Source organism: Streptomyces sp. NPDC017676 (assembly GCF_044329325.1).
Classification (GTDB): domain Bacteria; phylum Actinomycetota; class Actinomycetes; order Streptomycetales; family Streptomycetaceae; genus Streptomyces.
Map to the genome: position 1 here is coordinate 341,141 of NZ_JBIRJA010000007.1, position 23,199 is coordinate 364,339.

Sequence of the window (23,199 nt, forward strand, 5' to 3'; positions counted from 1 at the left end):
GCCCCGCCCGGTTCCTCCCTCCAGAGCCGTCCTTCGAAGGAGCACGTCCATGCCCTTGACCAGACGCGGTTTCCTCGCCGCGAGTGCCGGGGCCGCCGCCTCCGGCCTCGCCTCCGTCCCCGCGTACGCCGCGCCGCGCCCGTTCGGCCGCTACGGCTCCCCGGCCCGCCGCCTCACCCCGGACACCCTGTACGTCGACCCGCACGGCCGCGGCGACCTCACCTCCGTGCAGGCCGCGGTGACCGCCGCCACCGGTACCGGCCGGACCCTCGTGATCGCCCCCGGCAGTTACCGGGAGACGGTCGTCGTCGACGCCGGCCGTACGGGGATGACCTGGATCGGCGCCTCGGAGAACCCCCGGGACGTCGTGATCGTGTACGACCGCGCGGCCGGCACCTCCAAGCCCGGCGGCGGCACGTACGGCACCTCCGGTTCGGCCACGGCCACCGTCCAGGCCGACGGGTTCACCGCCCGCTGGATCACCTTCGCCAACGACTGGCTGCGCGCCGACCACCCGGACACCAGCGGTACCCAGGCCGTCGCCCTCAAGGCGCAGGGCGACCGGGGCGCCTTCCTGCACTGCCGCTTCCTCGGCCACCAGGACACCCTGTACGCCGACTCGATGGCCCTCGGCGCCTTCGCCCGCCAGTACTACGCCCACTGCCACGTCGAAGGAGACGTCGACTTCGTCTTCGGCCGGGCGACGGCGGTGTTCGACCGCTGCCACTTCCGCACCCTCGACCGGACCGACCGCGCCGCGCCGCCCTACGGGTTCGTCTTCGCGCCCTCCACGGCCGCCGCCGATCCGCGCGGCTACCTGGTCACGCGCGGCCGTGTCACCAGCGAGGCCCCGGACGGCGCCTACAAGCTGGCCCGCCCCTGGGTCCCCAGCTCCGACCCCACGGCGCGCCCGATGCTCACCGTCCGCGACACCTGGCTCGGCCCCGGCATCGACGCGGTCGCCCCCTACACCGACATGTCGGCGGCCCACCCGTGGCAGGACCAGCGGTTCGCCGAGTACCGCGACACCGGCCCGGGAGCCGAGATCACCGCCCCGGAGAACCGCCCGCAACTCACCCCCACCCAGGCCGAGTCGGCGACCCGAGCGGCCTACCTCGGAGACTGGGCACCCTGGCGGGAACGCTGACGCGCGGGCGCGCGCCGCGGGACGCGTATCCCTGGAAGGCCGAGGCCGCGCCGCACACTCCGGCGGCGTGTGCGGGGCACGGGAAGGACTCCTCAGCTCCCGTCTCCCCACACGGCTCGCAGATCCCCACACCGGACGGTGATCGACGCGTCGGTGAGCGCGATCTCGTGCAGGCAGCCGCCGTCCTCGCCGGGAAGGATCTCGTCGAGGAGCACGGTGTCGACGTTCATCCAGTCGATGGAGTGCTGGTAGTCGATGGAGAAGTGCCTCACGCCCGAGTAGCTGATGCGCAGGCCGGAGTGGTGCTTGAACGCGTTGGGCGCGAAGTCCAGGACCAGGCCGCCGGTCTTGTCGGTGGCGGGGTGGATCCCGGCCAGTTCCAGATCCTTCACACAGCGGGTGGCGCCCGCGATGTCGTAGTGCCCGGGGTCGGTGGCGAAGGACCGGGCACCCGGGGGCAGTCCGGCGCGCAGACGCGGCAATTCGGCCAGGTAGGCCCTCGGATCCAGGTAGAACCCGCCGTCGTCCCAGACAGCCGTGACGTACCTCATGGGGGACCTTCCGCAACTCGTGGTTCGGCCGTCCTTCGCCGTTCCCGCAGCATATCGATCCAGTAACGGGGCTCGCCCCGCCCGCTTGATGCGCGTAGACAGTCCCCGACCTGGTACATCACTCTCATCCACCAGATCCGGAGAATCCATGCGGAAGTCCCTCAAGGCGGTCGCGGCCGGTGCCGCCTGTGTCGTCGTCGGTGCGGCGCTGTACGGCGCGGGCGCGGCCGGCGCCGGTCAGTCGACGGCCAACTCCACCCACGAGCCGTACAACATCGGGCTCCTGGTGAAGGACATCGACACCTACTACGGCACCACCGCCGACAGCAACGGCGTCTACCAGGCGTCCCAGGACAGCCCGTACGCCAAGGACCTGGCGCGCACAGACGCCGACGCGAAGAGCTACATCGACAAGGCGGCCCGCAAGGCCCACCACAGGGGCGAGAAGCCGGCCGTCGTCTTCGACATCGACGACACGCTGCTGCTCAGCCTCGACTACGAGAAGCGGTACAACTACACGTACAACGCCGGCACCTGGAACGACTACGTGAACCGCGCCGACCGGCCCGCCGTCTTCGGCAGCCCGGAGCTCGTGCGCTACGCCGCGTCCAAGGGCGTCGAGGTCTTCTACAACTCCGGCCTCAGCGAGGCCCAGCGCGCCGCCGCCGTGGAGAACCTGAAGAAGGTCGGCGCCGATGTGAACCTCGACGCCGGCCACATGTTCCTCAAGGACAAGGCCGACCCGCCGGCCTACCTGAAGAACTGCGCCACCCCGGGCACCTGGAACTGCACGACCGTGCAGTACAAGTCCGGGACGCGCGAGCACATCGAGGACGACCTGGGTTACGACATCATCGCCAACTTCGGCGACCAGTACTCGGACCTGGACGGCGGCCACGCCGACCGGACGTACAAGCTGCCGAACCCGACGTACTTCGTCAGCTGACCTGTCCGTAGGTCCTGAGCAGCCGCTCGTACTCGGCCCCCGTCACCGGCAGCACCGTGCCGTGGCGGGGGCCGGCGGGCAGCGCGTAGTCCGTGGACGGGGTCCACGTGCCGGAGGCGAGGTCGGTGGTCTCGAAGGGGACGCAGCCGCGCAGGCCGTACTCGTCGATGAAGAGGTACCACTTCTTCTCGTTGTCGGACCTGAACACGGTCGGTCCCTCGCCGCGCTGGAGGGCACCGCTGCCGACGCAGTCGGCGACGAAGTCGTACGACGTGTCGGTCAGGTCCCGCGCCTTCTCCGCGGTGATGAACTTCGAGCACGGCGAGCCGGAGGACGGGTCCCGCTCGTCCTTGGTGAAGCCGTAGTACGTCCCCTTGTCCTTGATGACCGTCGAGTCGATGACCGAGTGACCGGGGTCGTCGGCGGTGTACAGCCCCGACGCCCAGAAGGCGACGTACTCGTGCCGCCGGCTGTCCCAGTGGGCCTCGGGTGCCCGGTGTTGCCCGCGTTGTCCGGTGCCACCCTCACCAGCCGCCGGCCGGTCCAGTGGACCAGGCCGGCGGACTCCCACACCATGACGGACCTGCTGCCGTGCCGCTGGACCTGGTCGGGGGAGCGGATCACGAACGGGTCGCGCAGCCCCTTCTCCCCGATGGCCGAGGTCAGCACCGGCTGTCCGCCGTTCAACTCCCGCCGGTGCAGGGGATCGTCGCCCTGGCTGAGCGCGTAGCGGATCTGCTCGCCGTCGGCCGTGCCCTCGCCGGTGAAGTAGACGAAGAGGTTTCGAGGCCGCGGGGCTATCCGCCGGCATGCGGGGCGAAGTCGCCGGTCACCGCGTAGGTGCGGCCCCCGGTCACCCCGGTCATGACATAGCTGTCGTCTCCCGCGTCGCGCCCGCCCCGCTCATGGTCGTACTGCCCAGCGAACACCCACTCGCCCGACGGAACCGTCCGCCCCTCCTTCAGCTTCCAGGTGTAGACGACGAAGCCGTCCCGCTCCGTGACGCTCTGGCTGAAGTCCCCCTCCGGCAGCGAACGCCAGGCACCCGTCGACGTCACTCCGCCGGTCTGCGCGATCCTCAACTCCACGGTCAGGGACGAGAGCCGCTCGGACGTCTTCAGCGTCAGGTTGCTCTGCGCCCAGAAGTCGTTGCTGTGCGGGTCGACCGAGCCGTCCGACCACAGGGGGCCGGCCTGCTCGGCACGCGCCACCGGCGGCTCGGCCGTGGCGGTGGCCTTCGGGGTGCGGGAGGGGGAGGGGTCGGGCGTGCGGGAGGGCCGGCCGGTCCCCCCTCCGGGCGTCGGGTCCGCCGAGTGGACGGGGGGTGCCGGTGCCGCGGTCCGGTCCGGCGACCGCGTCGGCGTCGGCGAGACCGCCACCGTCTGCCGCCGCGGCGGGTCGTCCCTCACCACCGATGCCACCGCGTACCCGCCGAGCGCCAGCACACCGGCCACCGCGGCCGTCGCCGTGCCCACGCGCAACCAGCCGGACACCGGCGGGCGCACGGCCCGGTGGCCGGACCCCGGCCGTGCGGCCATGCCCCGCTCCACGCGGGCCAGGATGCGGGCGCGGTCGGGTTCATGGGCCCCGGCCGCCTCGTGCAGCCGGGCGCGCAGCTCGTCGTGCACGTCCTGCTGCCTCATCGCTTCGTTCCTCCGCTCTCGCCGCCCCGGGCCGCCATCGCCGCGTGCACCCGCCGCGGGTCGCCGCCCTGCGGGCCGAGCAGCCGCTGGAGTTCGGCCATGCCCTTGGACGTCTGGCTCTTCACCGTACCCACCGAGATCCCGAGGGCGAGCGCGGTGTCCTTCTCCGACAGGTCGAACGCGTGCCGCAGCACCACACACGCCCGTTTCCGGAACGGGAGCCTGCGCAGCGCCTCCTGGACGTCCACCACGCCGGCGACGTCCGGGTTCTCGGTCCGCTCCTCGCCGCGCGGCCAGAACAGCGCGATCCGCCGCCGCTCGCGCACCGCGCCGCGGATCCTGGTGCGGGCCAGGTTGGCGACCACGCCCCGCGCGTACGCCGCCGGATGGTCGGCCGCGCGCACCCGGTCCCAGCGGTGCCACAGCGCCAGCAACGCGTCCGCCGCCAGATCGTCGGCGGCGTCCGCCTCCCCGGTCAACAGATGGGCGAGACGGGCGAGTTCGGCGTAGTGCCGTTCGAAGAAGGCATGGAACTCCACGGAGGCGGCGTCGTCCACGACCGTGCCCACGGGTGACCTCTTCTCGGTGCGGCTCTGTGACTGTCATGTAAATGACATGCGCGGGGCCGGGGGAGGCCCGGACGGAGATCCGGAAGCGTAGCAGTGATCGTTTCGTGTCCTCGTGCGGGGGGCCGGACGCCGTATGGCGGGCCGAACTCGATGACGTAACACGGAGAAAACCTGAAACAGGTTCGACAGGGGAACAATCCAGCCAGCATCCGCTGACCGATCTTCAGGTGACGAGGAGTGGGACCATGTCCGTCGACAGGTACTTCAGGATCTCCGAGCGGGGATCCACGCTCGGGCGCGAGATACGCGGCGGCTTCGCCACGTTCTTCACCATGGCCTACATCCTTGTCCTGAATCCGATCATCCTGGGCAGCGCCAAGGACAAGTTCGGCCACACCCTGGACACCGGCCAACTCGTCACCGCCACCGCCCTGGTGGCCTGTGTGATGACGGTCATCATGGGTGTCGGCGGCAATCTGCCCCTGGCCATCGCCGCCGGACTCGGCCTCAACGCCGTCGTCGCCTTCCAGCTCGCCCCGCTGATGAGCTGGGCGGACGCCATGGGCCTGGTCGTCCTCGAAGGCATCGTCATCTGCGTGCTGGTGCTCACCGGACTCCGGCAAGCGATCATGAACACGATCCCGCAGCAGCTGAAACAGGCCATCGGCGTCGGCATCGGCCTGTTCATCGCCTTCATCGGCTTCGTGGACGCCGGGTTCGTCAGCCGCATCCCGGACGCCGCCCACACCACCGTCCCGGTCCAGCTCGGCGCCGTCGGCCGGCTCACCGGCTGGCCCGTGCTGGTCTTCTGCCTCGGGGTGCTGCTCACCGTCGCGCTGCTCGCCCGCAGGGTGAAGGGCGCGATCCTCATCAGCATCGTGACGATGACCGTCGTCGCGATCGTCATCAACGCCGTCGCCGACATCAGGAGCTGGGGCCTGACCACGCCCAAGGTCCCCGACAAGGTCGTCGCCGCCCCGGACTTCGGGCTGGTCGGTCACTTCAGCCTGTTCGGCGGCTTCGCCGAGGCCGGTGTCCTCACCGCCGTCCTGCTGGTCTTCACCCTCGTCCTGTCGGACTTCTTCGACGCCATGGGCACGATCGTCGGCATCACCGCGGACGCCGGACTGCTGGACGAGCAGGGCCAGGTGCCCGGCATCGGCCGCGTGCTGTTCATCGACGGCGCCGCGGCCGTCGCCGGCGGTGTCGGCTCCGCCTCCTCCAACACCGCCTACATCGAGTCGGCGGCCGGCGTCGGCGAGGGCGCCCGCACCGGCTTCGCCAACCTGGTCACCGGCGGCCTGTTCGGCCTCGCCCTCTTCCTCACCCCGCTGCTCACCATCGTCCCGCTCCAGGCGGCGGCGCCCGCGCTGATCGCCGTGGGCTTCCTGATGATGACCCACGTCAAGCACATCGACTGGGACGACTACGAGATCGCCGTCCCGGCGTTCCTCACCATCGCCGCGATGCCGTTCACGTACTCCATCACCGACGGGATCGGCGCGGGGTTCCTGGCCTACGTCGTCATCAAGACGGTGGTGGGGAAGGCACGGGAGGTCAACTGGCTGCTGTGGGCGGTCTCGGCGCTGTTCCTGGTGTACTTCGCGATCGACCCGGTGGAGCAGGTCCTCGGGGTGAAGTGAGGGGCTACTTCAGGGCCGCCTGCATCATCGCCCTGGCCACCGGCGCCGCCAGGCCGTTGCCGCTCACTTCCGAGCGGGCCGCGTCCGACTGCTCCACCATCACCGCGACGGCGACCTCCTTGCCGTTGCTGTCGGACTTGCCGTAGGAGGTGAACCAGGCGTACGGCGTCTTGCTGTTGTTCTCGCCGTGCTGGGCGGTACCGGTCTTGCCGCCGACGGTCACCCCGTCGATCAGCGCGTTCGTGCCGGTGCCGTCCTTCACCACCGTCTCCATCGCCGACCGGAGCTGCTCGGCGGTGCTGGAGCTGATGATCTCCTTGGTGCCGGCGCCGTCGTCGTAGTCCTTGAGCACGTCTCCGCCGCTGTCGGTGATCTGCGAGACCATGTGCGGCGAGACCAGCTTGCCGTCGTTGGCGATGGCCGCGGACACCATGGCCATCTGGAGCGGGGTCGCGGTGACGTCGAACTGTCCGATGCCGGACAGGGCGGTCTGCGCCTGGTCCATGCCGGACGGGTACACGCTGGTGTAGGCCCGCACCGGCACGTCCTGCGCGTCGTCGTCGAAGCCGAACTTCTCGGCCATGGCCCTGACCTTGTCCTGGCCGAGCTGGACCGCCATGTGGCCGAAGACGTTGTTGCACGAGTACCGCAGGGCGACGCGGATCGAGGCGTTCTCGCAGGGCGCGGACTTGTTCTCGTTGTCCAGGTCGCGCACCGTGCCCGGCAGCCGGTAGGGGTTGGGGCTGTCGGTCGGCTCGTCCACGTTCTTGTACAGCCCGTCCTCCAGCGCGGCCGCCGCGACGACCAGCTTGAACGTCGAGCCCGGGGGCAGCGGCTGGCGCAGCGCGCGGTTGGTGAGCGGCTTGTCCTTGTCCGCGTTGAGCGTCTTCCACGCCTTGCCCGCCGTGTTCGCGTCGGTGAGCGCGGAGGGGTCGTACGACGGCGTCGACACCACGGCGAGGATCCTGCCGGTCTTGGGGTCGATCGCGACGGCCCCGCCCTTCTTGTCGCCGAGCGCGCGGTAGGCCGCCTTCTGCACCGCCGGGTCGATCGTCGTCAGCACGTCACCCGGTTCGGCGCGCTCGCCGGTGACGGTGTCCATCACGGTCTTCAGCCGGTTGTCCGTGCCGTTGAGCAGGTCCTTGTAGACGCCCTCCAGCTGGGTGGGGGCGTAGGCCTGCGAGGCGTAGCCCGTCACGGCCGCGTACAGCTCGCCGTCCGTGTACGTCCGCTTGTACGCGAGGTCGCTTTCCTTCGTCCGCGTCGAGCCGGTGATCGCGTCCCCGGCCACGATGATGTTCCCGAGGGGCCGCGAGTAGGTCGCGATCGCGTTCCGCCGGTTGTCGTTGTCGTCCGCGAGGGCCTTGCCGTCGTAGAACTGCAACCATGTGGCCCTGACCAGCAGGGCGAGCACGAGCAGCAGCGCGAAGACGGACGCCCGCCTGATCGTCTTGTTCATCCCGCTGGGAAGACGAGCGGGACGGGGGTAATCGTTCCCGTACGACCGTTTTTCTCATCCGGCGTTCATCTCGTCCGGCGTCCACCCCGGCCCGCGTTCAGGAGGCGTCCAGGATCAGCACGACCTCCTCGATCTCCCGGCCCCGCGCGTTCGCGTACCCCTGGGCGCGGGCCGCCTCGCGGAAGCCGCACTTCTCCAGGACGCGCAGCGACGCGTGGTTGTCGGCCGCCGCGCGCGCGTACAGCGGCCGTTCGGGAACCTCCGCGAGCAGGGCCCGCAGCGCGGCCGTCGCCACGCCCCGGCCCCAGTACGCGCGGTCGATCCAGTACGTCACCTCGCGCTCGCCGGCCACGCCGTAGACGGCCGTGTTGCCGGCCACCTCCCCGTCGGCCAGGACCGTGCGCAGCACGTCGGAGGAGTCCCGTACGCGCTGCCAGTAGGCCGCGAGGGCCTGCCGGTCGTACGGGTTCTCCGGGCCGAACGCGGCCATCCGGAGGGCCTCCGGGTCGGTCATCTGCCGGTAGAACACCGGCAGGTCGCTGTCCCGCACGGTGCGCAGCGCGATCTCCATGCGACCGAGCCTACGGCCCCCGGCGCCGGGGCGGCGGCCGGCGGGGTCAGAGCCTGCGGGTCGCCAGCGTCAGCCGGTCCCGCGCGTCGAACAGCGCGTCCTTGATCATCTGTTCGTGCGCGGGGGTCAGCCGGGCCACCGGCACCGAGCAGCTGATGGCGTCCCGCGCGGGCGTGCGGTACGGGATCGCCACGCCGAAGCAGCGCAGGCCCAGCGTGTTCTCCTCGCGGTCGACCGCGAAGCCCTGTTCCCGGACCTGGTGCAGCTCCTCGATGAGCTTCTCCCGGTCGGTGATGGTGTGCTCGGTGAGCGCGGGCAGCGTCTCAGGCAGCAGCTTGCGCACCTGCTCGTCGCTGTAGCTGGCGAGGATCGCCTTGCCCAGGGAGGTGGAGTGGGCCGGGAGCCGGCGGCCGACGCGGGTGAACGGCCGCAGGTAGTGCTGGGACTGGCGGGTGGCCAGGTAGACCACGTTGGTGCCGTCGAGCCGGGCCAGGTGGATGGTCTCCGTGGTGTCGTCGGAGAGCCGGTCCAGGGTCGGGCGGGCGGCGGCCACCACCTCGTCGCCGTCGATGTACGACGTACCGACCAGCAGCGCCCGCACCCCGATGCCGTACCGGGTGCCCGTCGCGTCCGTCTCCACCCAGCCCAGCTCCACGAGCGTGCGCAGCAGCATGTACAGGCTGGACTTGGGATATCCCACGGCCTCCTGGACGGCCGCGAGGGAGTGCATACCGGGCCGGCCGGCGAAGTATTCGAGCAGCTCAACGGTCCGTACCGCGGACTTGACCTGCGCCCCGCCCCCTGTGTCGCCTGCCGCCATCGCCCTTGACCCCTTCGTTCGACGAGGACTGAGTTATATAGTCTCCGAGCAGCATATTCATCATCAGAGACAGCGTTCAGTATATCGAACGCGGCTGATGGGTGAGCCTGGATCGTCGTATGACAATGCGGCCTTTACTGGGAGGGACCCGCGGTGGCAGCAGCACCAGTCTGGAGTGTCGACCCGCGCACCGGGAAGCAGCGTGAACAGGTTGCGGTGGAGGCCACAGCCCAGGAGGTGGACGCGGCCGTCCGGGCGGCCCACGCCGCGCGCGACGCCCTCACCGACCGCACGGTCCGCGCCGCGTTCCTGCGCTCGGCCGCCGCCGGTCTCGACGCGGCCAGGGACGGCCTCGTCGAGACCGCCGACGCCGAGACCGCGCTCGGCCCCGCCCGGCTGACCGGCGAACTCGCCCGCACCTGCTACCAGCTGCGGGCCTTCGCCGACATCGTCGACGAGGGCGCCTTCCTCGACGTCATCATCAACCACCCCGACGACACCGCGACCCCGCCCATCCCGGACCTGCGCCGCTACAAGGTGCCGCTCGGCGTCGTCGCCGTCTACTCCGCCTCCAACTTCCCCTTCGCGTTCTCCGTCGCCGGCGGCGACACCGCGAGCGCGCTGGCCGCGGGCTGCCCGGTCGTCGTCAAGGCCCACCCCGACCACCCGGCCCTGTCCGAGCTGGTCGCCAAGGTGCTGCGCCGGGCCGCCGCCGAACACGGCATCCCCGAGGGCGTCGTCGGGCTCGTGCACGGCTTCGAGGCGGGCGTCGAGCTGATCAAGCACCCGCTGGTCGCCGCGGCCGGCTTCACCGGTTCGGTACGGGGCGGACGGGCGCTGTTCGACGCGGCCGCCGCCCGCCCGGTGCCGATCCCGTTCCACGGCGAACTCGGCTCGCTGAACCCGGTCCTGGTCACCGAGGCCGCCGCTGCCGAGCGGGCCGAGGAGATCGGCGGCGGGCTCGCCGGGTCGATGACCCTCGGCGTGGGCCAGTTCTGCGTCAAGCCCGGCCTGGTGCTGGTGCCCTCCGGCGCGGCCGGCGACCGCCTGGTGAAGTCCCTGACCGACGCCGTCAGCGACACCGACGCCGGGGTGCTGCTCGACCACCGCATGCGGGACAACTTCGTCGCCGGGGTCGCCGAGCGCGCGGAGCTGCCGGACGTGGAGTCGCCGGTCACCCCGGGCGCGGGCGGCGAGCACTCGGTCAGCGCCGGGTTCCTCACGGTGCCGGCGGAGAAGCTGGCCGCGGAGGGGGCGTACGACCTGCTGCTGGAGGAGTGCTTCGGGCCGGTCACCGTGGTGGCCCGCTACGCGGACGAGGCCGAGGCCACGGCTGTGCTGTCGCGGCTGCCGGGCAACCTGACGGCGACCGTCCAGGTGTCCTCCGACGAGGCCGCCGGGCGGGGGCGGGGGCCGGAGCTGCTGGCCGAGCTGACGCCGCTCGCCGGACGTGTGCTGGTGAACGGGTGGCCGACGGGGGTCGCGGTGGCGCCCGCGCAGCATCACGGGGGGCCTTACCCGGCCACCACCTCGACGTCGACGTCGGTGGGCGGCACCGCCATCGAGCGGTGGCTGCGGCCGGTCGTCTACCAGAACGCGCCCGAGGCCCTGCTGCCGGCCGAGCTGAAGGACGACAACCCCCTGGGGCTTCCCCGGCGGTTCAACGGGGTTCTGGAGCGGTAGCGGCGTTGCGCGGCGAGGAGAGGTCGACGGAGTTGGACGTTCCCGAGGTGCCCTTCCCTCTCAAGGCATACGGGCCGGACGGTGACTGGTCCTACGCGGACGGTGTGCTGACCGGGCGGGCCGGACCACGTCAGGACCGGTTCGTGCCGCCCGGCGGTGACGCGCTGGACCCCGCCTCCGACGCGCCCCGGCTGCTCGGTGCGCCGCCCGCAGGGGACTTCCGGCTCATCGCCCGCGTCTCCGTGGGCTTCCGGGACGCGTTCGACGCCGGGGTGCTGTACGCCCACGTCGGCGAGCGGGCCTGGGCCAAGCTCTGTCTGGAGTACTCCCCGGACGTGCCCACGGTCTGCACGGTCGTCACCCGGGGACACTCCGACGACGCCAACTCCTTCACGGTGGACGGGGACTCGGTGTGGCTGCGGATCAGCCGCACCGGGCGGGCCTTCGCCTTCCACGCCTCCCGGGACGGCGCGCGCTGGACCTTCGTCCGGTTCTTCACCCTGGGTGAGGAGCAGGAGACCGGTGCCGCGCTGGTCGGGTTCATGGCGCAGTCACCGGTGGGGGAGGGGTGCGCGGTGACGTACGACCACATCGCGTTCAGGTCCGGCGGGCCGAGCGACCTGCGGGACGGCAGCTGAGGGCCGCGGCCCCGGGAATGAAACGGGCTGTTTGAACGTTCAGGTACCGGCCGGGGAGAGCCCCCGCACCCCGTACGAGCCGGAGAGAGCCGAAGACATGCGCGTCGAGATCTGGAGCGACATCGCCTGCCCCTGGTGCTATGTGGGCAAGGCCCGCTTCGAGAAGGCGCTGGCAGCCTTCCCGCACCGCGACCAGGTCGAGGTGGTGCACCGCTCCTTCGAGCTGGACCCGGGCCGCGCCAAGGGCGACGTCCAGCCGGTGATCACCATGCTGACCAGGAAGTACGGCATGAGCGAGGCGCAGGCCCAGGCCGGTGAGGACAACCTGGCCGCCCAGGCCGCCGCCGAGGGCCTGGACTACCGCACCCGGGACCGCGACCACGGCAACACCTTCGACATGCACCGCCTGCTGCACTTCGCCAAGGAGCAGGGCCGGCAGGACGAGCTGATCCAGATCCTCTACCGGGCGAACTTCGCCGAGGAGCGGTCCGTCTACACGGAGGGCGACGAACGCCTGGTGGAGCTGGCCGTCGAGGCCGGGCTGGACGCCGGGGCCGCCCGCGCGGTGCTCGCCGACCCGTCCCGCTACGCCGACGAGGTCCGCGCCGACGAGCGCGAGGCCGCCCAGCTCGGCGCGACCGGGGTGCCGTTCTTCGTCCTCGACCGGACGTACGGCGTCTCCGGCGCGCAGCCCGCCGAGGTCTTCACGCAGGCGCTCACCCAGGCCTGGGGCGACCGCTCGCCGCTGAAGCTGGTCGAGCAGGGTGACGCCGAGGCGTGCGGGCCGGACGGGTGCGCGGTGCCGCAGCAGGGCTGAAAAGCGCAGGTCGGGGCGGTCGTATAAGCGCCGCTAAGAGGAACCACGTAAAAGTCCGCAATGGACGCGTAGTTCCCTGGGCCGCAGAGTGGACCCATGGAGACCACGGAGACGTTCGACCGCCTCGTCCGCGCCGAGTTCACCCCGAAGAGCATCTACCTCAACACCGCGAGCAACGGCCTGCTGCCGGCCCGTAGCGTCGCCGCCCTGAAGGACGCGGCGCTGCTGCGGGCCGAGGGCCGGCCGCTGACCTCGCTGTACGAGGACGTGGAGGCGAGCCGGGCCGCGTTCGCCCGGCTCGTGGGCGTCCCGGCCACCCGGGTCGCGGCCGGCGCCTCGGTCGCCGCGCACACCGGCGTGATCGCCGCCTCGCTCCCGGCGGGCGCCGAAGTCCTCACCGCCGAGGACGACTTCACCTCCGTGCTCAACCCCTTCCACGTCCGCGGCGACCTCAAGGTCCGCACGGTCCCGCTGGAAGCGGTCGCCGAGTCCGTCCGGCCGGGGACCGCGCTCGTCGCGGTCAGCGCCGCGCAGTCCGCGGACGGCCGGGTCGCCGACCTGCCCGCCCTGCGCGAGGCCGCCCGCGCCCACGGCGCCCGCACCTACGTCGACTTCTCCCAGGCCGCCGGCTGGCTGCCGGTGGAGGCGGACGCCTACGACTTCACGGCCAGTGTCTCCTTCAAGTGGCTGCTGGGCCCGCACGGCGCCGCCTTCCTCACCGTCCCCGAGGACTTCGGCGGGCTGACCCCGCTGCTCGCCGGCTGGGTCGCGGCCGAGCGGCCGTGGGACAGCTGCTACGGCCCGGTGGCCGAGCTCGCCCACTCCGCCCGGCGGTTCGACCTCACCCACGCCCTGTTCACCTTCGCGGGCCTGCGGCGCTCGCTGGAACTCGTCGAGGAACTCGGTGTGGACGCCGTGCACGCCCATGACACCGCCCTCGCCGACCGGTTCCGCGCGGGTCTCGCCGGTCTCGGCCACGAGCCGGTGCCCGCCCCCGGCTCGGCGATCGTCTCGGTTCCCGGACTCGGCGCCCGCCAGCCCGCCTTGAGCGAGGCGGGCATCGAGGTCTCCGACCGCGCGGGCAACCTGCGCGCGGCCTTCCACCTCTACAACACGGCCGCCGACGTGGACCGGCTGCTGGAGGCGCTGTCCGGCTGACACGACCGGGCCGGGGCCTCCCGTCCCACACGAGGAGGCCCCGGCCCGGTGATCGGGGGCGGCTACCGCACCGGAGTGAAATCCCTCGCTCCGATGAACTCCGGCCGCCGCACCGGCGCCGCGAAGGGCTCCACCGCCGTGTTCTCCACGCTGTTGAACACGATGAAGACGTTGCTGCGCGGGAACGGCGTGATGTTGTCGCCGGAGCCGTGCATGCAGTTGCAGTCGAACCAGGTCGCCGAGCCGGCCTTGCCGGTGAACAGCCGGATGCCGTACTCGCTCGCCAGCGCGGTCAGCGCCTCGTCCGACGGCGTGCCCGCGTCCTGCATCTGCAGGGACTTCTTGTAGTTGTCCTTCGGCGTGGCGCCGGCGCAGCCCAGGAACGTCCGGTGCGAGCCCGGCATGATCATCAGGCCGCCGTTGGTGTCGTGGTTCTCGGTCAGCGCGATCGAGACGGACACCGTGCGCATGTTCGGCAGGCCGTCCTCGGCGTGCCAGGTCTCGAAGTCCGAGTGCCAGTAGAAGCCGCTCGCGCCGAAGCCCGGCTTGACGTTGATCCGTGACTGGTGGACGTACACGTCCGAGCCGAGGATCTGCCGGGCGCGGCCGACCACGCGAGGATCGCGCACGAGGTTCGCGAACACCTCGCTGATCCGGTGCACCTCGAAGACCGAGCGGATCTCCTTGGACTTCGGCTCGACGATCGAGCGCTCGTCGGCGCGGACCGCCGGGTCGGTGACCAGCCGGTCCAGCTCACGCTTGTAGACCTCGACCTCGTCCGGGCCGATGAGCTGGTCGACGGCGAGGAAGCCGTCCCGCTCGTACGCCTGGAGGTCGGCCGTCGCGATCGGGCCCGGGGTGTCCGGGGCGCCCCACACGACGGGGTCCTGGCGGGGGACGGTCACCTCGGTGGTGCCGCGGGTCGGGTAGAGGTCCTTCACGGTGGCGGTGGTCATGGGCTCTCACACCTCCTCGGGCTCGGTGAGCAGCGGGTAGACGCCGTTCTCGTCGTGGTCCTCCCGGCCGGTGACCGGCGGGTTGAACACGCAGATGCAGTGGAAGTCCTCCTTGACGCGCAGCGTGTGCCGCTCGTGCCCGTCGAGGAGGTACATGGTGCCGGGGGCGATCGTGTACGTCTTCCCGGTCTCCTGGTCGGTGAGTTCGGCCTCGCCCCTGGTGCAGACGACGGCCTCGATGTGGTTGGCGTACCACATCGACGTCTCGGTCCCGGCGTACAGGATGGTCTCGTGCAGGGAGAAGCCGACGCGCTCCTTGGCGAGGACGATCCGCTTGCTCTCCCAGGTGCCGGACTTCGCCCTGATGTGCCGGTCGGTGCCTTCGATCTCCTTGAACGAACGGACGATCATGGGGTGCACTTCCTCCTTGCTGGGTACGGCTAGGCGGTTTCGCGGACGGCGCGGGCCAGGACGCTGAGCCCTGCGTCCAGTTCCTCGCGCGTGATGGTCAGGGCGGGCAGCAGCTTGACGACCTCGCCCTGCGGGCCGGACGTCTCGATCAGCAGCCCGAGTTCGAAGGCGCGGCGGGCGACCCGGGAGGCCCGGGACGTGTCGTGGAACTCCAGGCCCCACACGAGCCCGCGGCCGCGGTACTCCTTCACGTCGGCCAGGTTCTCCTCGGTGACGGAGATGAGGGCCCGCTCGACCTGTTCGCCACGGGCGCGGGTCTGCTTCTCCATGGCCGAGCCGTCGGTCCAGTACGTCTCCAGCGCGGCGGTGGCGGTCACGAAGGCGGGGTTGTTGCCGCGGAACGTGCCGTTGTGCTCGCCCGGCTCCCACACGTCCAGCTCGGGCTTGAACAGGCACAGCGACATGGGCAGTCCGTAGCCGCTGATCGACTTCGACACGGTGACGATGTCCGGCGTGATGCCGGCCTCCTCGAAGGAGAAGAACGCGCCGGTACGGCCGCAGCCCATCTGGATGTCGTCGACGATCAGCAGCATGTCCTGCCGCTCGCACAGCTCCTTCAGCGCGCGCAGCCATTCGGGCCGGGCCACGTTGATGCCGCCCTCGCCCTGCACGGTCTCCACGATCACGGCGGCGGGCTTGTTCAGCCCGGAGCCCTGGTCCTCCAGCAGCCGCTCGAACCACAGGAAGTCCGGGACCGTGCCGTCGAAGTAGTTGTCGAACGGCATCGGCGTGCCGTGCACCAGCGGAATGCCCGCGCCGGCCCGCTTGAAGGCGTTGCCGGTCACGGCGAGGGAGCCCAGCGACATGCCGTGGAAGGCGTTGGTGAACGACACGATCGCCTCGCGGCCCTTCACCTTCCGCGCCAGCTTCAGCGCCGACTCCACCGCGTTGGTGCCGGTCGGCCCCGGGAACATGACCTTGTACGGCAGGTCGCGCGGGCGCAGGACCAGGTCCTGGAAGGTCTGGAGGAAGGTGCGTTTGGCCGTGGTCGACATGTCCAGGCCGTGGGTGACGCCGTCCCGGTCCAGGTAGTCGATCAGCGCCCGTTTGAGGACGGGGTTGTTGTGGCCGTAGTTGAGCGAGCCGGCGCCGGCGAAGAAGTCGAGGTACGCATGACCGTCCTCGTCGTACATCCGGCTGCCCTGCGCCCGGTCGAAGACGGTGGGCCAGCCGCGGCAGTAGCTGCGCACCTCGGACTCCAGGGTCTCGAAGACGCTGAGATCGGGCTGGGTGATGGTCACGGTGGATCGCTCCTCAGTGGGCGGTGGAGTCGGTCAACGGGCCGATGCGGTAGAGGACTTCGGGGTCGTGCGGGCCGTCGGTGAACAGTTCGGCGGGGAACAGCACCTCGCGGGTCACCCGTGCGCCGTGCCGCTCGGCGAAGGAGGTGAACAGCCGCTCGGAGGCGGTGTTGCCGGGCGTGATGGTGGTCTCCAGCCCGGTGATCCCGCGCTCGGCGACGAGCCGGGCGGTCAGCCCGTCCAGCAGCCTGGCGGCGATGCCGTGGCCCCGGTGGGCGGGGTCGACGGCCACCTGCCAGACGAGCAGCGTGCGGGGGCGGTCCGGCCGCAGGTATCCGGTGACGAAGCCGACCGGCTCCCCGCCCGCGCCGCGCGCCACCGCCGAGGTGCCGGCGAAGTCCCGGCACCACAGCAGATAGCTGTAGGAGGAGTTCAGGTCGAGGGTTTTCGATTCCTTGGCGAGACGCCAGAGCGCGGCTCCGTCGGTCGTCGCCGGCCGTTCGATGAGCAGGTCTGCGGGTGCGGCAGTCATGCGGCACGAATTTAGCGAGGCGAATTCGAAAATGCACGGGAGCGGATGCGAAGGGTTCTTGCCGAGTCGATGAAATGTCAGATATGTACCGCATCAAATGGGGACAAATATCACTCGTTGTGGAGTGTGTCACAGCCAGGAAGTGGCGGGAAACCCGTGAGCAAACTCCCCTGTTTAGCCCTGCAAAAAGCGGGCAGAAGAAGACGGGAAGCTATCGTCAGAAGAATTGGCGGAGTTTGTGAAAGTAATTGGAATTCAAGATGCGAAAACGGCCCGCGCGGTGCGCGCGAGCCGTTTTCGTTGCGTTCCGGGGTGATGGCCGATTGCTTATCGCCGCCAGGCGTTCTCCACGGCCCGGCGGGCCGCGGCCGGGTCCACCGGCAGTCCCTGCTCGGCGAGCGCCGCGCCCAGTGCCGCCAGGGAGTTCTGGACCGCGCCCTGGGTCGCGTCGGGGCCGTAGTGGTTGACGCGGATCATCTCCCGGGCCAGGGCGCCGCCGCCGGCCGCCAGCGGCAGCGCGGGGTCGGTCGCCAGAGCGCGGGCCACCAGGTCGGAGGCCACCACGCCGGGCGGCACGCGGAGGGTCGTGGCGACCGGTGCCGCGTCCCGCTCCTCGTACACGTACGGTTCCAGGCCCCCGCCCAGTGCCACCGCGCCGGCCCGTGCGGCCAGCGCCGCGCGCCGGTGCCGGGCCATCACCGACTCCAGGCCCGCCGACTCGATCCGCTCCAGGCACGCCTCCAGCGCCAGCATCTCCAGCTGCGCCGGAGCGTGCGGCAGCGCCTTGCGGCCGGCGTCGATCCAGCGCTCCTTCCAGTCCAGCAGGGACAGGTAGGAGCGGCGCGGGGCGTTCGGGTTGGCGGCCATCCGGTCCCACGCCCGCGCGCTGACCGAGATCGCCGACACGCCCGCCGGGCCGCCCATCGCCTTCTGCGCCCCGATCACGCACAGGTCCACGCCCCACGCGTCCGGCAGCACCGGCTCCGCGCCCACGGAGGCCACCGCGTCCAGATAGAAGAGGGCGCCCTGCTCGCGCACCACCTCGCCGATCTCCGCGACCGGGTTGGTGTTGCCGGTCGCCGCCTCGGCGTGCACCAGCGACACGAAGTCGATCTCCGGGTGTTCGGCGAACGCCTCCCGGATCTGCCCCGCGGTCACCGCCGTGTGGAAGGGGACCGCGAGGTCGTGCACGGTGGCGCCGGCGTCGCGCAGCCAGTTGCCGAAGGTCTGCCCGTAGGGACCCGTGATCACGTTCAGGGCCACCGTGCCCGGACCGGCGGCCGCGCGGATCGCGCCCTCCAGCGGCAGCAGCGCCTCGCCCTGGGTGATCAGGACGTCCTGGCGGGTGTCCAGCAGCCGGGCCACCCCGTCCTCGATGGCGGCGAAACGCTCGGCACTCAGCGGGGGCAGGTCGAGGAAGGGGTGGGTCACGGCGGTGCTCTCTTCGTCTCTCGGGGGCCGACTCCCTCGATCTTAGGTCGGGGGCCTGCTTGGCCATGGGTTTGATTTGAGAGACTCAAACACTTCCTTATAATCGGAACCCTTAGTTCCCCGACAGGAGATCTCCCCCATGAAAACGCTCGTCGGGCGCCGGACCCGCCTTCTGGCCGCCACCACCGCGACCGCCGCACTCGTGCTCGTCGCGGCCGGCTGCTCCTCCAGCGACTCGGGGAGCGGCAAGACCACGGTCAAGGGCGTCCACCTGGTCAAGGGCGGTCAGCTGACCACCTGCACCCACCTGCCGTACCCGCCGTTCCAGTCGGAGGTGAACGGCAAGGTGCAGGGCTTCGACGTCTCCCTCATCGACCTCGTCGCCAAGGATCTCGGCGTCAAGCAGCAGATCCTCGACACGCCCTTCGAGAACTTCAAGACGGGTGCCTTCCTGAACTCGGGCGAGTGCGACCTGGCCGCCGCCGGCATGACCATCACCGCCGAGCGCAAGAAGAACGTCGACTTCTCCGACCCGTACTTCGAGGCCACCCAGGCCGTCCTCGTCGACAAGAACAGCGGGATCGACTCGCTCGCCGACGTCAAGGCCAAGGGCAAGAAGCTCGGCGCCCAGGCGCAGACCACCGGCGAGGACTACGTCAAGAGCAAGGGCTACGACCCGATCTCCTTCGAGTCCTCCGACGCCGTCCTCAACGGCCTGCGCACCGGCCAGGTCCAGGCCGTCGTCATCGACTACCCGGTCGTGCAGGGCTGGCTGAAGGACAAGGCCAACGCGGACAAGTTCAAGGTCGTGGACAACCTCAAGACCGGTGAGCAGTACGGCTTCACCGTCAAGAAGGGCAACAAGGCGCTGCTCGACGCCATCAACAAGGCGATCAGGACCGCCAAGGCCGACGGCACCTACAAGAAGATCTACGAGCAGTGGATCGGCCCGTACGAGGCCTCCGTCGCCTCTCCCGCCGCCTCATGACCGACACGGACACAGCCCTCCAGCCGAAGAAGAAGGGACTGACCCGGCGTCAGAAGCGCGGCCTGTCGCGTGGCGTCCAGTACGCCGTCTTCGCCGCCGCCGTGATCGCGTTCGCGGTCACGGCCGACTGGGGCCGGCTCCAGAACCAGTTCGCCCAGGCGGACATCGCGAAGCAGATGTTCCCGGACGTCATCACGCTGGCGCTGAAGAACACCGTGCTCTACACGCTGTCCGGCTTCGTCGTCGGACTCGTCCTGGGCATGGTCATCGCGCTGATGCGGCTGTCCTCCGTGGGCCCCTACCGCTGGCTGGCGAGCGTCTACATCGAGATCTTCCGCGGGCTGCCCGCCCTGCTGATCTTCATCTTCGTCGGCGTGGCCGTGCCCCTCGCCTTCCCCGGCACGGAGATCCCGGGCGGCACCTACGGCAAGGTCGCCCTCGCGCTCGGCCTGGTCTCGGCCGCGTACATGGCGGAGACCATCCGGGCCGGCATCCAGGCCGTGCCCAAGGGGCAGATGGAGGCGGCCCGTTCGCTCGGCTTCTCGCCCGCGAAGGCCATGGTGTCCATCATCATCCCCCAGGCCTTCCGGATCATCCTGCCGCCGCTTACCAACGAACTCGTCCTGCTGTTCAAGGACTCCTCGCTGGTGCTGTTCCTCGGTGTCACCCTGGAGGAGCGGGAACTGTCCAAGTTCGGCCGCGACCTCGCCAGTACCACCGCCAACTCCACGCCGATCCTGGTCGCGGGCCTGTGCTACCTGCTGGTCACCATCCCGCTCAGCTTCGTCGTCCGCCGTATGGAATCCAAGGCCCAGGAGGCGATCCGGTGAGCCGCCCGGAGATCGAGGTCCGCGGACTGCACAAGTCCTTCGGCGACAACGAGGTGCTCTGCGGCATCGACCTGGAGATCGGCCAGGGCGAGGTCGTCTGCGTCATCGGCCCCTCCGGCTCCGGCAAGTCGACGCTGCTGCGCTGCGTGAACCTGCTGGAGGAGCCCACCAAGGGGCAGGTCTTCGTCGGCGGCACCGAGGTGACCGACCCCGACGTCGACATCGACGCCGTACGCCGCCGCATCGGCATGGTCTTCCAGCAGTTCAACCTCTTCCCGCACCTGAACGTCACCGAGAACCTCACGCTGCCGCAGCGCCGCGTCCTCGGGCGGGACAAGCAGACCGCCGCGCGCGTCGCCGCCGAGAACCTCGCCCGCGTCGGCCTTGCGGAGAAGGCGGACGCCTACCCGTCCTCCCTCTCCGGCGGCCAGCAGCAGCGTGTCGCCATCGCCCGCGCGCTCGCCATGGGCCCCGAGGTGATGCTCTTCGACGAGCCGACCTCCGCGCTCGACCCCGAGCTGGTCGGCGACGTCCTCGCCGTCATGCGCCGGCTCGCGCGGGAGGGCATGACGATGATGGTCGTCACCCACGAGATGACCTTCGCCCGCGAGGTCGCCGACCGGGTCGTCTTCATGGACGGCGGTGTGATCGTCGAGGACGGCAGCCCGGACCGGGTCATCGGCGACCCGCAGCACGAGCGCACCCGGCACTTCCTCTCCCGGCTCCTCGACCCGGCGATGGCCGAGGTCGAGGAAGAGACCTCCGACCAGGTGGGGAAGTCCGAGCCGTAGGTCGTTAGGGTGCGAGCATGAGCGATGGTGCGGTGCTGCACGTGAAGGGCCGGGTCCTGGTGGGGCCGGACGACGTCCGTGAGGAGCTGTGGGTGGTCGGGGGCCGCGTCTCCTACGACCGCCCCGCCGGGGCCCGCGACATCACCACCGTCGAGGGCTGGGCGCTCCCCGGCCTGGTCGACGCCCACTGCCATGTGGGCCTCGGCGCCGAGGGCCCGGTCGACGCGGACACCGCCGAGAAGCAGGCGCTCACCGACCGCGAGACGGGCACGCTGCTGATCCGTGACGCGGGCTCGCCCTCCGACACCCGCTGGATCGACGACCGCGACGACCTCCCGAAGATCATCCGGGCGGGCCGGCACATCGCCCGCACCCGCCGCTACATCCGCAACTTCGCCTGGGAGATCGAGCCCGACGACCTCGTCGCCCATGTCGCCCGGGAGGCCCGGCGCGGTGACGGCTGGGTCAAGCTGGTCGGCGACTGGATCGACCGCGACCTGGGCGACCTGGCCCCCTGCTGGCCCCGCGAGGCGGTGGAGGCGGCCATCGCCGAGGCACACCGGCTCGGCGCCCGGGTCACCGCCCACTGCTTCGCCGAGAACTCCCTGCGCGACCTGGTCGAGGCGGGCATCGACTGCATCGAGCACGCCACCGGCCTCACCGAGGACCTGATCCCGCTGTTCGCCGAGCGGGGCGTCGCGATCGTCCCGACCCTCGTCAACATCGCCACCTTCCCCCGGCTCGCGGACGGCGGCGAGAAGAAGTTCCCGCGCTGGTCCGCCCATATGCGCCGGCTGTACGAGCGGCGCTACGACACCGTGCGCGCCGCCCACGACGCCGGCATCCCGGTGTTCGTCGGCACGGACGCCGGCGGCACACTGCCGCACGGGCTGGTCGCGGAGGAGGTCGCCGAACTGGTCGCCGCCGGCATCCCGTCGGCCGACGCGCTCGCCGCCACGAGCTGGGCCGCCCGCGCCTGGCTCGGCCGGCCCGGACTGGAGGAGGGCGCCCCGGCCGACCTCGTGGTGTACGAGGCCGACCCCCGGGCGGACGTGCGGGTGCTGGCGGCGCCCCGGCGGGTGGTGCTGAACGGGCGGGTGGTCGAGTAGACGTTCCCGTGATCCCGCCGATTTCGCCCCGGAATCGAATCGGTGTGCGGGAAATCCACGTTTGAGTGAAGTAACCCCGGAACGCTGACCGTTCACCCACACCGGGGACAAGGTTGACGGGTCCCAAGCATGTCCCGTCTGGGGGTCCCACCGCCTTGAACAGCAACAACTTCCGCATGCCCGCACGCCGTCTCACCGTCCTCGCGACGGCCACGGCCCTCGCCTCGGCGCCCGTGGTCCTGGGGGGCGCGGGCGCCGCGCACGCGACCGGCGACCACGGCCGCGCCTCCGCCGTCGTCCTGCGCACCGGGCTCGACGTGTCCCTGCTCAACAAGACCGTGAACGTCCCGCTCGCGGTCTCCCTCAACGAGGTCCAGGCACCGCAGAGCGCCGACCGGACCGCGCTGTCCGCCCGGCTCGACGGCGTGAACGGAGGCAAGCCGTTCACCGTCCTCGGCGCGGACGTCGCCCAGGCCAGGGCCACGGTGACCGCACGGCGGGCCGAGGGCTCGGTCCGGGTCGCCCACGCCAAGCTGCACGTCCCCGGCCTGCCCCTGCTGTCCCTGATCGAGGCCGACACGATCACCGCCAAGGCGACCTGCGAGGTCGGCAGGGCACCGGTCGCCTCGGCGAACGTCCTCGGCGCCGTCACCGTCCTCGGCAAGCGTGTCACCCTCACCGCCGGCGGCCCGTCCGAGGTGAAGGTGCCCGGCGTCGGAGAGGTCCGCCTCGACCTCTCCCAGCGGAGCACCATGACCCGTACGGCCGCCGCGACCGCACTCGAACTCAAGGTCTCGGTCAACCCCTTGAAGCTCAACGTGGCCGACGTCGAGGGCACGGTCACCCTGGCCAAGGCCACCTGCCAGTCCCCGATGACCCCGCCCGCCAAGACCCCGGTCCCGAGCCACGACCCGGCCGGCGGCCCCCGCCCCCAGGGCGCCCCCGCCGAAGCGGACCTCGCGGAGACCGGCGGCAGCTCGGCGACCCCGTACATCGCGGGCGGCGCACTGGCCCTGCTGCTGGCGGGCGGGGGAGCGGTGGCCCTGACCCGACGCCGGAAGAGCTGACGGGGGCGGCGGCTCGACCGGAGCCGGGAGGGGGGCTGCCGGGGGCTGGTCGTCGCTGGGGGAGCACGCCGGCGGTGGCTCGGCTGGTGCCGGGGGGGGCCGTGGTCGGTCGGTGACTGATCGCGGGTGGCGCCGGTC

At 71.1% G+C, this 23,199-nt stretch carries 23 protein-coding genes and 1 pseudogene; 12 read left to right on the forward strand and 12 right to left on the reverse strand.

Annotation, left to right across the window (positions count from 1 at the left end):
• The first annotated feature begins 49 nt into the window (after positions 1 to 49).
• A complete protein-coding gene (locus tag ACH4LD_RS17820; RefSeq protein WP_398056998.1) occupies positions 50 to 1,147 on the forward strand; it encodes a pectinesterase family protein in 1,098 nt (365 codons plus the stop codon).
• A gap of 92 nt (positions 1,148 to 1,239) precedes the next feature.
• Here the strand turns inward: ACH4LD_RS17820 and ACH4LD_RS17825 are convergent, their stop codons facing one another.
• Positions 1,240 to 1,698: a hypothetical protein gene (locus ACH4LD_RS17825; RefSeq protein WP_398056999.1), complete on the reverse strand. Its 459-nt coding sequence runs from the start codon at positions 1,696 to 1,698 to the stop codon at positions 1,240 to 1,242.
• A 148-nt stretch (positions 1,699 to 1,846) separates the two neighbouring features.
• Here ACH4LD_RS17825 and ACH4LD_RS17830 point away from each other — a divergent pair, with 148 nt between their 5' ends.
• Positions 1,847 to 2,644, forward strand: a complete 798-nt coding sequence (locus ACH4LD_RS17830) for an HAD family acid phosphatase (protein ID WP_398057000.1) — start codon at positions 1,847 to 1,849, stop codon at positions 2,642 to 2,644.
• Between the two features lie 7 nt (positions 2,645 to 2,651).
• Here ACH4LD_RS17830 and ACH4LD_RS17835 read toward each other — a convergent pair.
• The 3 genes and pseudogenes from ACH4LD_RS17835 to ACH4LD_RS17845 form a co-directional block, all read right to left on the reverse strand.
• Positions 2,652 to 3,424, reverse strand: a pseudogene (locus ACH4LD_RS17835) (glycoside hydrolase family 43 protein); the annotation flags it as partial.
• 17 nt (positions 3,425 to 3,441) lie between these two features.
• The gene (locus ACH4LD_RS17840; RefSeq protein ID WP_398057001.1) at positions 3,442 to 4,287 is read right to left on the reverse strand and encodes a hypothetical protein; all 846 of its coding nucleotides are present in this window, start codon (positions 4,285 to 4,287) and stop codon (positions 3,442 to 3,444) included.
• Positions 4,284 to 4,856: a SigE family RNA polymerase sigma factor gene (locus tag ACH4LD_RS17845; protein WP_132784068.1), complete on the reverse strand. Its 573-nt coding sequence runs from the start codon at positions 4,854 to 4,856 to the stop codon at positions 4,284 to 4,286. Before ACH4LD_RS17845 ends, ACH4LD_RS17840 begins: the two co-directional genes overlap by 4 nt.
• A gap of 245 nt (positions 4,857 to 5,101) precedes the next feature.
• On the opposite strand from ACH4LD_RS17845, the gene ACH4LD_RS17850 reads away from it, so the two are divergent.
• The gene (locus tag ACH4LD_RS17850; RefSeq protein ID WP_398057002.1) at positions 5,102 to 6,499 is read left to right on the forward strand and encodes an NCS2 family permease; all 1,398 of its coding nucleotides are present in this window, start codon (positions 5,102 to 5,104) and stop codon (positions 6,497 to 6,499) included.
• A gap of 4 nt (positions 6,500 to 6,503) precedes the next feature.
• Here ACH4LD_RS17850 and ACH4LD_RS17855 read toward each other — a convergent pair whose 3' ends face one another.
• The 3 genes from ACH4LD_RS17855 to ACH4LD_RS17865 all read right to left on the reverse strand — a co-directional run bounded on the left by ACH4LD_RS17855 (position 6,504) and on the right by ACH4LD_RS17865 (position 9,349).
• Positions 6,504 to 7,958 carry a peptidoglycan D,D-transpeptidase FtsI family protein gene (locus ACH4LD_RS17855; RefSeq protein ID WP_398057003.1) on the reverse strand — a complete coding sequence of 485 codons (1,455 nt, stop codon included), beginning with the start codon at positions 7,956 to 7,958 and terminating at the stop codon, positions 6,504 to 6,506.
• A gap of 97 nt (positions 7,959 to 8,055) precedes the next feature.
• On the reverse strand, positions 8,056 to 8,529 hold the full coding sequence (locus tag ACH4LD_RS17860; protein ID WP_398057004.1) for a GNAT family N-acetyltransferase: 474 nt from the start codon (positions 8,527 to 8,529) through the stop codon (positions 8,056 to 8,058).
• A gap of 46 nt (positions 8,530 to 8,575) precedes the next feature.
• Positions 8,576 to 9,349 carry an IclR family transcriptional regulator gene (locus tag ACH4LD_RS17865; RefSeq protein WP_103813009.1) on the reverse strand — a complete coding sequence of 258 codons (774 nt, stop codon included), beginning with the start codon at positions 9,347 to 9,349 and terminating at the stop codon, positions 8,576 to 8,578.
• Between the two features lie 153 nt (positions 9,350 to 9,502).
• Between ACH4LD_RS17865 and ACH4LD_RS17870 the strand changes: the two genes are divergently transcribed.
• The 4 genes from ACH4LD_RS17870 (at position 9,503) to ACH4LD_RS17885 (ending at position 13,645) form a co-directional block, all read left to right on the forward strand.
• A complete protein-coding gene (locus ACH4LD_RS17870) occupies positions 9,503 to 11,032 on the forward strand; it encodes an aldehyde dehydrogenase (NADP(+)) (protein ID WP_398057005.1) in 1,530 nt (509 codons plus the stop codon).
• A 32-nt stretch (positions 11,033 to 11,064) separates the two neighbouring features.
• Positions 11,065 to 11,670 (forward strand): DUF1349 domain-containing protein, encoded by a 606-nt coding sequence (locus tag ACH4LD_RS17875; RefSeq protein ID WP_398057006.1) that lies wholly within the window; start codon positions 11,065 to 11,067, stop codon positions 11,668 to 11,670.
• Positions 11,671 to 11,767: 97 nt separating this feature from the next.
• Positions 11,768 to 12,487, forward strand: coding sequence for a DsbA family oxidoreductase (locus tag ACH4LD_RS17880; RefSeq protein WP_398057007.1), 720 nt, complete (start codon positions 11,768 to 11,770; stop codon positions 12,485 to 12,487).
• A gap of 96 nt (positions 12,488 to 12,583) precedes the next feature.
• Positions 12,584 to 13,645: an aminotransferase class V-fold PLP-dependent enzyme gene (locus tag ACH4LD_RS17885; RefSeq protein WP_398057008.1), complete on the forward strand. Its 1,062-nt coding sequence runs from the start codon at positions 12,584 to 12,586 to the stop codon at positions 13,643 to 13,645.
• Between the two features lie 62 nt (positions 13,646 to 13,707).
• Here the strand turns inward: ACH4LD_RS17885 and thpD are convergent, their stop codons facing one another.
• From thpD to ACH4LD_RS17910, 5 genes are all read right to left on the reverse strand, one after another.
• On the reverse strand, positions 13,708 to 14,601 hold the full coding sequence (gene thpD / locus ACH4LD_RS17890; protein WP_103813014.1) for an ectoine hydroxylase: 894 nt from the start codon (positions 14,599 to 14,601) through the stop codon (positions 13,708 to 13,710).
• A gap of 6 nt (positions 14,602 to 14,607) precedes the next feature.
• Positions 14,608 to 15,012 (reverse strand): ectoine synthase, encoded by a 405-nt coding sequence (locus ACH4LD_RS17895; protein ID WP_398057009.1) that lies wholly within the window; start codon positions 15,010 to 15,012, stop codon positions 14,608 to 14,610.
• A gap of 29 nt (positions 15,013 to 15,041) precedes the next feature.
• Positions 15,042 to 16,313: a diaminobutyrate--2-oxoglutarate transaminase gene (gene ectB / locus ACH4LD_RS17900; RefSeq protein ID WP_398057010.1), complete on the reverse strand. Its 1,272-nt coding sequence runs from the start codon at positions 16,311 to 16,313 to the stop codon at positions 15,042 to 15,044.
• 13 nt (positions 16,314 to 16,326) lie between these two features.
• Positions 16,327 to 16,845, reverse strand: coding sequence for a diaminobutyrate acetyltransferase (gene ectA / locus ACH4LD_RS17905; RefSeq protein ID WP_132784079.1), 519 nt, complete (start codon positions 16,843 to 16,845; stop codon positions 16,327 to 16,329).
• Between the two features lie 327 nt (positions 16,846 to 17,172).
• Positions 17,173 to 18,276 carry a pyridoxal-phosphate-dependent aminotransferase family protein gene (locus tag ACH4LD_RS17910; RefSeq protein ID WP_398057011.1) on the reverse strand — a complete coding sequence of 368 codons (1,104 nt, stop codon included), beginning with the start codon at positions 18,274 to 18,276 and terminating at the stop codon, positions 17,173 to 17,175.
• A 139-nt stretch (positions 18,277 to 18,415) separates the two neighbouring features.
• Here ACH4LD_RS17910 and ACH4LD_RS17915 point away from each other — a divergent pair, with 139 nt between their 5' ends.
• The 5 genes from ACH4LD_RS17915 to ACH4LD_RS17935 all read left to right on the forward strand — a co-directional run bounded on the left by ACH4LD_RS17915 (position 18,416) and on the right by ACH4LD_RS17935 (position 23,061).
• Positions 18,416 to 19,264, forward strand: a complete 849-nt coding sequence (locus ACH4LD_RS17915; protein ID WP_132784081.1) for a transporter substrate-binding domain-containing protein — start codon at positions 18,416 to 18,418, stop codon at positions 19,262 to 19,264.
• Positions 19,261 to 20,094, forward strand: a complete 834-nt coding sequence (locus ACH4LD_RS17920; RefSeq protein ID WP_103813020.1) for an amino acid ABC transporter permease — start codon at positions 19,261 to 19,263, stop codon at positions 20,092 to 20,094. The genes ACH4LD_RS17915 and ACH4LD_RS17920 overlap by 4 nt, the downstream gene beginning before the upstream one ends.
• The gene (locus ACH4LD_RS17925; RefSeq protein ID WP_398057012.1) at positions 20,091 to 20,885 is read left to right on the forward strand and encodes an amino acid ABC transporter ATP-binding protein; all 795 of its coding nucleotides are present in this window, start codon (positions 20,091 to 20,093) and stop codon (positions 20,883 to 20,885) included. The genes ACH4LD_RS17920 and ACH4LD_RS17925 overlap by 4 nt, the downstream gene beginning before the upstream one ends.
• Before the next feature lie 17 nt (positions 20,886 to 20,902).
• On the forward strand, positions 20,903 to 21,994 hold the full coding sequence (locus ACH4LD_RS17930) for an amidohydrolase family protein (RefSeq protein ID WP_398057013.1): 1,092 nt from the start codon (positions 20,903 to 20,905) through the stop codon (positions 21,992 to 21,994).
• A 155-nt stretch (positions 21,995 to 22,149) separates the two neighbouring features.
• Positions 22,150 to 23,061, forward strand: coding sequence for an SCO1860 family LAETG-anchored protein (locus ACH4LD_RS17935; RefSeq protein ID WP_398057014.1), 912 nt, complete (start codon positions 22,150 to 22,152; stop codon positions 23,059 to 23,061).
• Positions 23,062 to 23,199 lie beyond the last annotated feature (138 nt).

Excerpts from the sequence above, each read along its gene's own strand:
- ectA (WP_132784079.1), bottom strand. The coding sequence starts at position 16,845 with ATGACTGCCGCACCCGCAGACCTGCTCATCGAACGGCCGGCGACGACC.
- ACH4LD_RS17880 (WP_398057007.1), top strand. The coding sequence starts at position 11,768 with ATGCGCGTCGAGATCTGGAGCGACATCGCCTGCCCCTGGTGCTATGTG.
- ACH4LD_RS17885 (WP_398057008.1), top strand. The coding sequence starts at position 12,584 with ATGGAGACCACGGAGACGTTCGACCGCCTCGTCCGCGCCGAGTTCACC.
- ACH4LD_RS17830 (WP_398057000.1), top strand. The coding sequence starts at position 1,847 with ATGCGGAAGTCCCTCAAGGCGGTCGCGGCCGGTGCCGCCTGTGTCGTC.
- ACH4LD_RS17825 (WP_398056999.1), bottom strand. The coding sequence starts at position 1,698 with ATGAGGTACGTCACGGCTGTCTGGGACGACGGCGGGTTCTACCTGGAT.
- ACH4LD_RS17855 (WP_398057003.1), bottom strand. The coding sequence starts at position 7,958 with ATGAACAAGACGATCAGGCGGGCGTCCGTCTTCGCGCTGCTGCTCGTG.
- thpD (WP_103813014.1), bottom strand. The coding sequence starts at position 14,601 with ATGACCACCGCCACCGTGAAGGACCTCTACCCGACCCGCGGCACCACC.
- ACH4LD_RS17860 (WP_398057004.1), bottom strand. The coding sequence starts at position 8,529 with ATGGAGATCGCGCTGCGCACCGTGCGGGACAGCGACCTGCCGGTGTTC.
- ACH4LD_RS17930 (WP_398057013.1), top strand. The coding sequence starts at position 20,903 with ATGAGCGATGGTGCGGTGCTGCACGTGAAGGGCCGGGTCCTGGTGGGG.
- ACH4LD_RS17820 (WP_398056998.1), top strand. The coding sequence starts at position 50 with ATGCCCTTGACCAGACGCGGTTTCCTCGCCGCGAGTGCCGGGGCCGCC.
- ACH4LD_RS17920 (WP_103813020.1), top strand. The coding sequence starts at position 19,261 with ATGACCGACACGGACACAGCCCTCCAGCCGAAGAAGAAGGGACTGACC.
- ACH4LD_RS17840 (WP_398057001.1), bottom strand. The coding sequence starts at position 4,287 with ATGAGGCAGCAGGACGTGCACGACGAGCTGCGCGCCCGGCTGCACGAG.
- ACH4LD_RS17850 (WP_398057002.1), top strand. The coding sequence starts at position 5,102 with ATGTCCGTCGACAGGTACTTCAGGATCTCCGAGCGGGGATCCACGCTC.
- ACH4LD_RS17915 (WP_132784081.1), top strand. The coding sequence starts at position 18,416 with ATGAAAACGCTCGTCGGGCGCCGGACCCGCCTTCTGGCCGCCACCACC.
- ACH4LD_RS17865 (WP_103813009.1), bottom strand. The coding sequence starts at position 9,349 with ATGGCGGCAGGCGACACAGGGGGCGGGGCGCAGGTCAAGTCCGCGGTA.
- ACH4LD_RS17895 (WP_398057009.1), bottom strand. The coding sequence starts at position 15,012 with ATGATCGTCCGTTCGTTCAAGGAGATCGAAGGCACCGACCGGCACATC.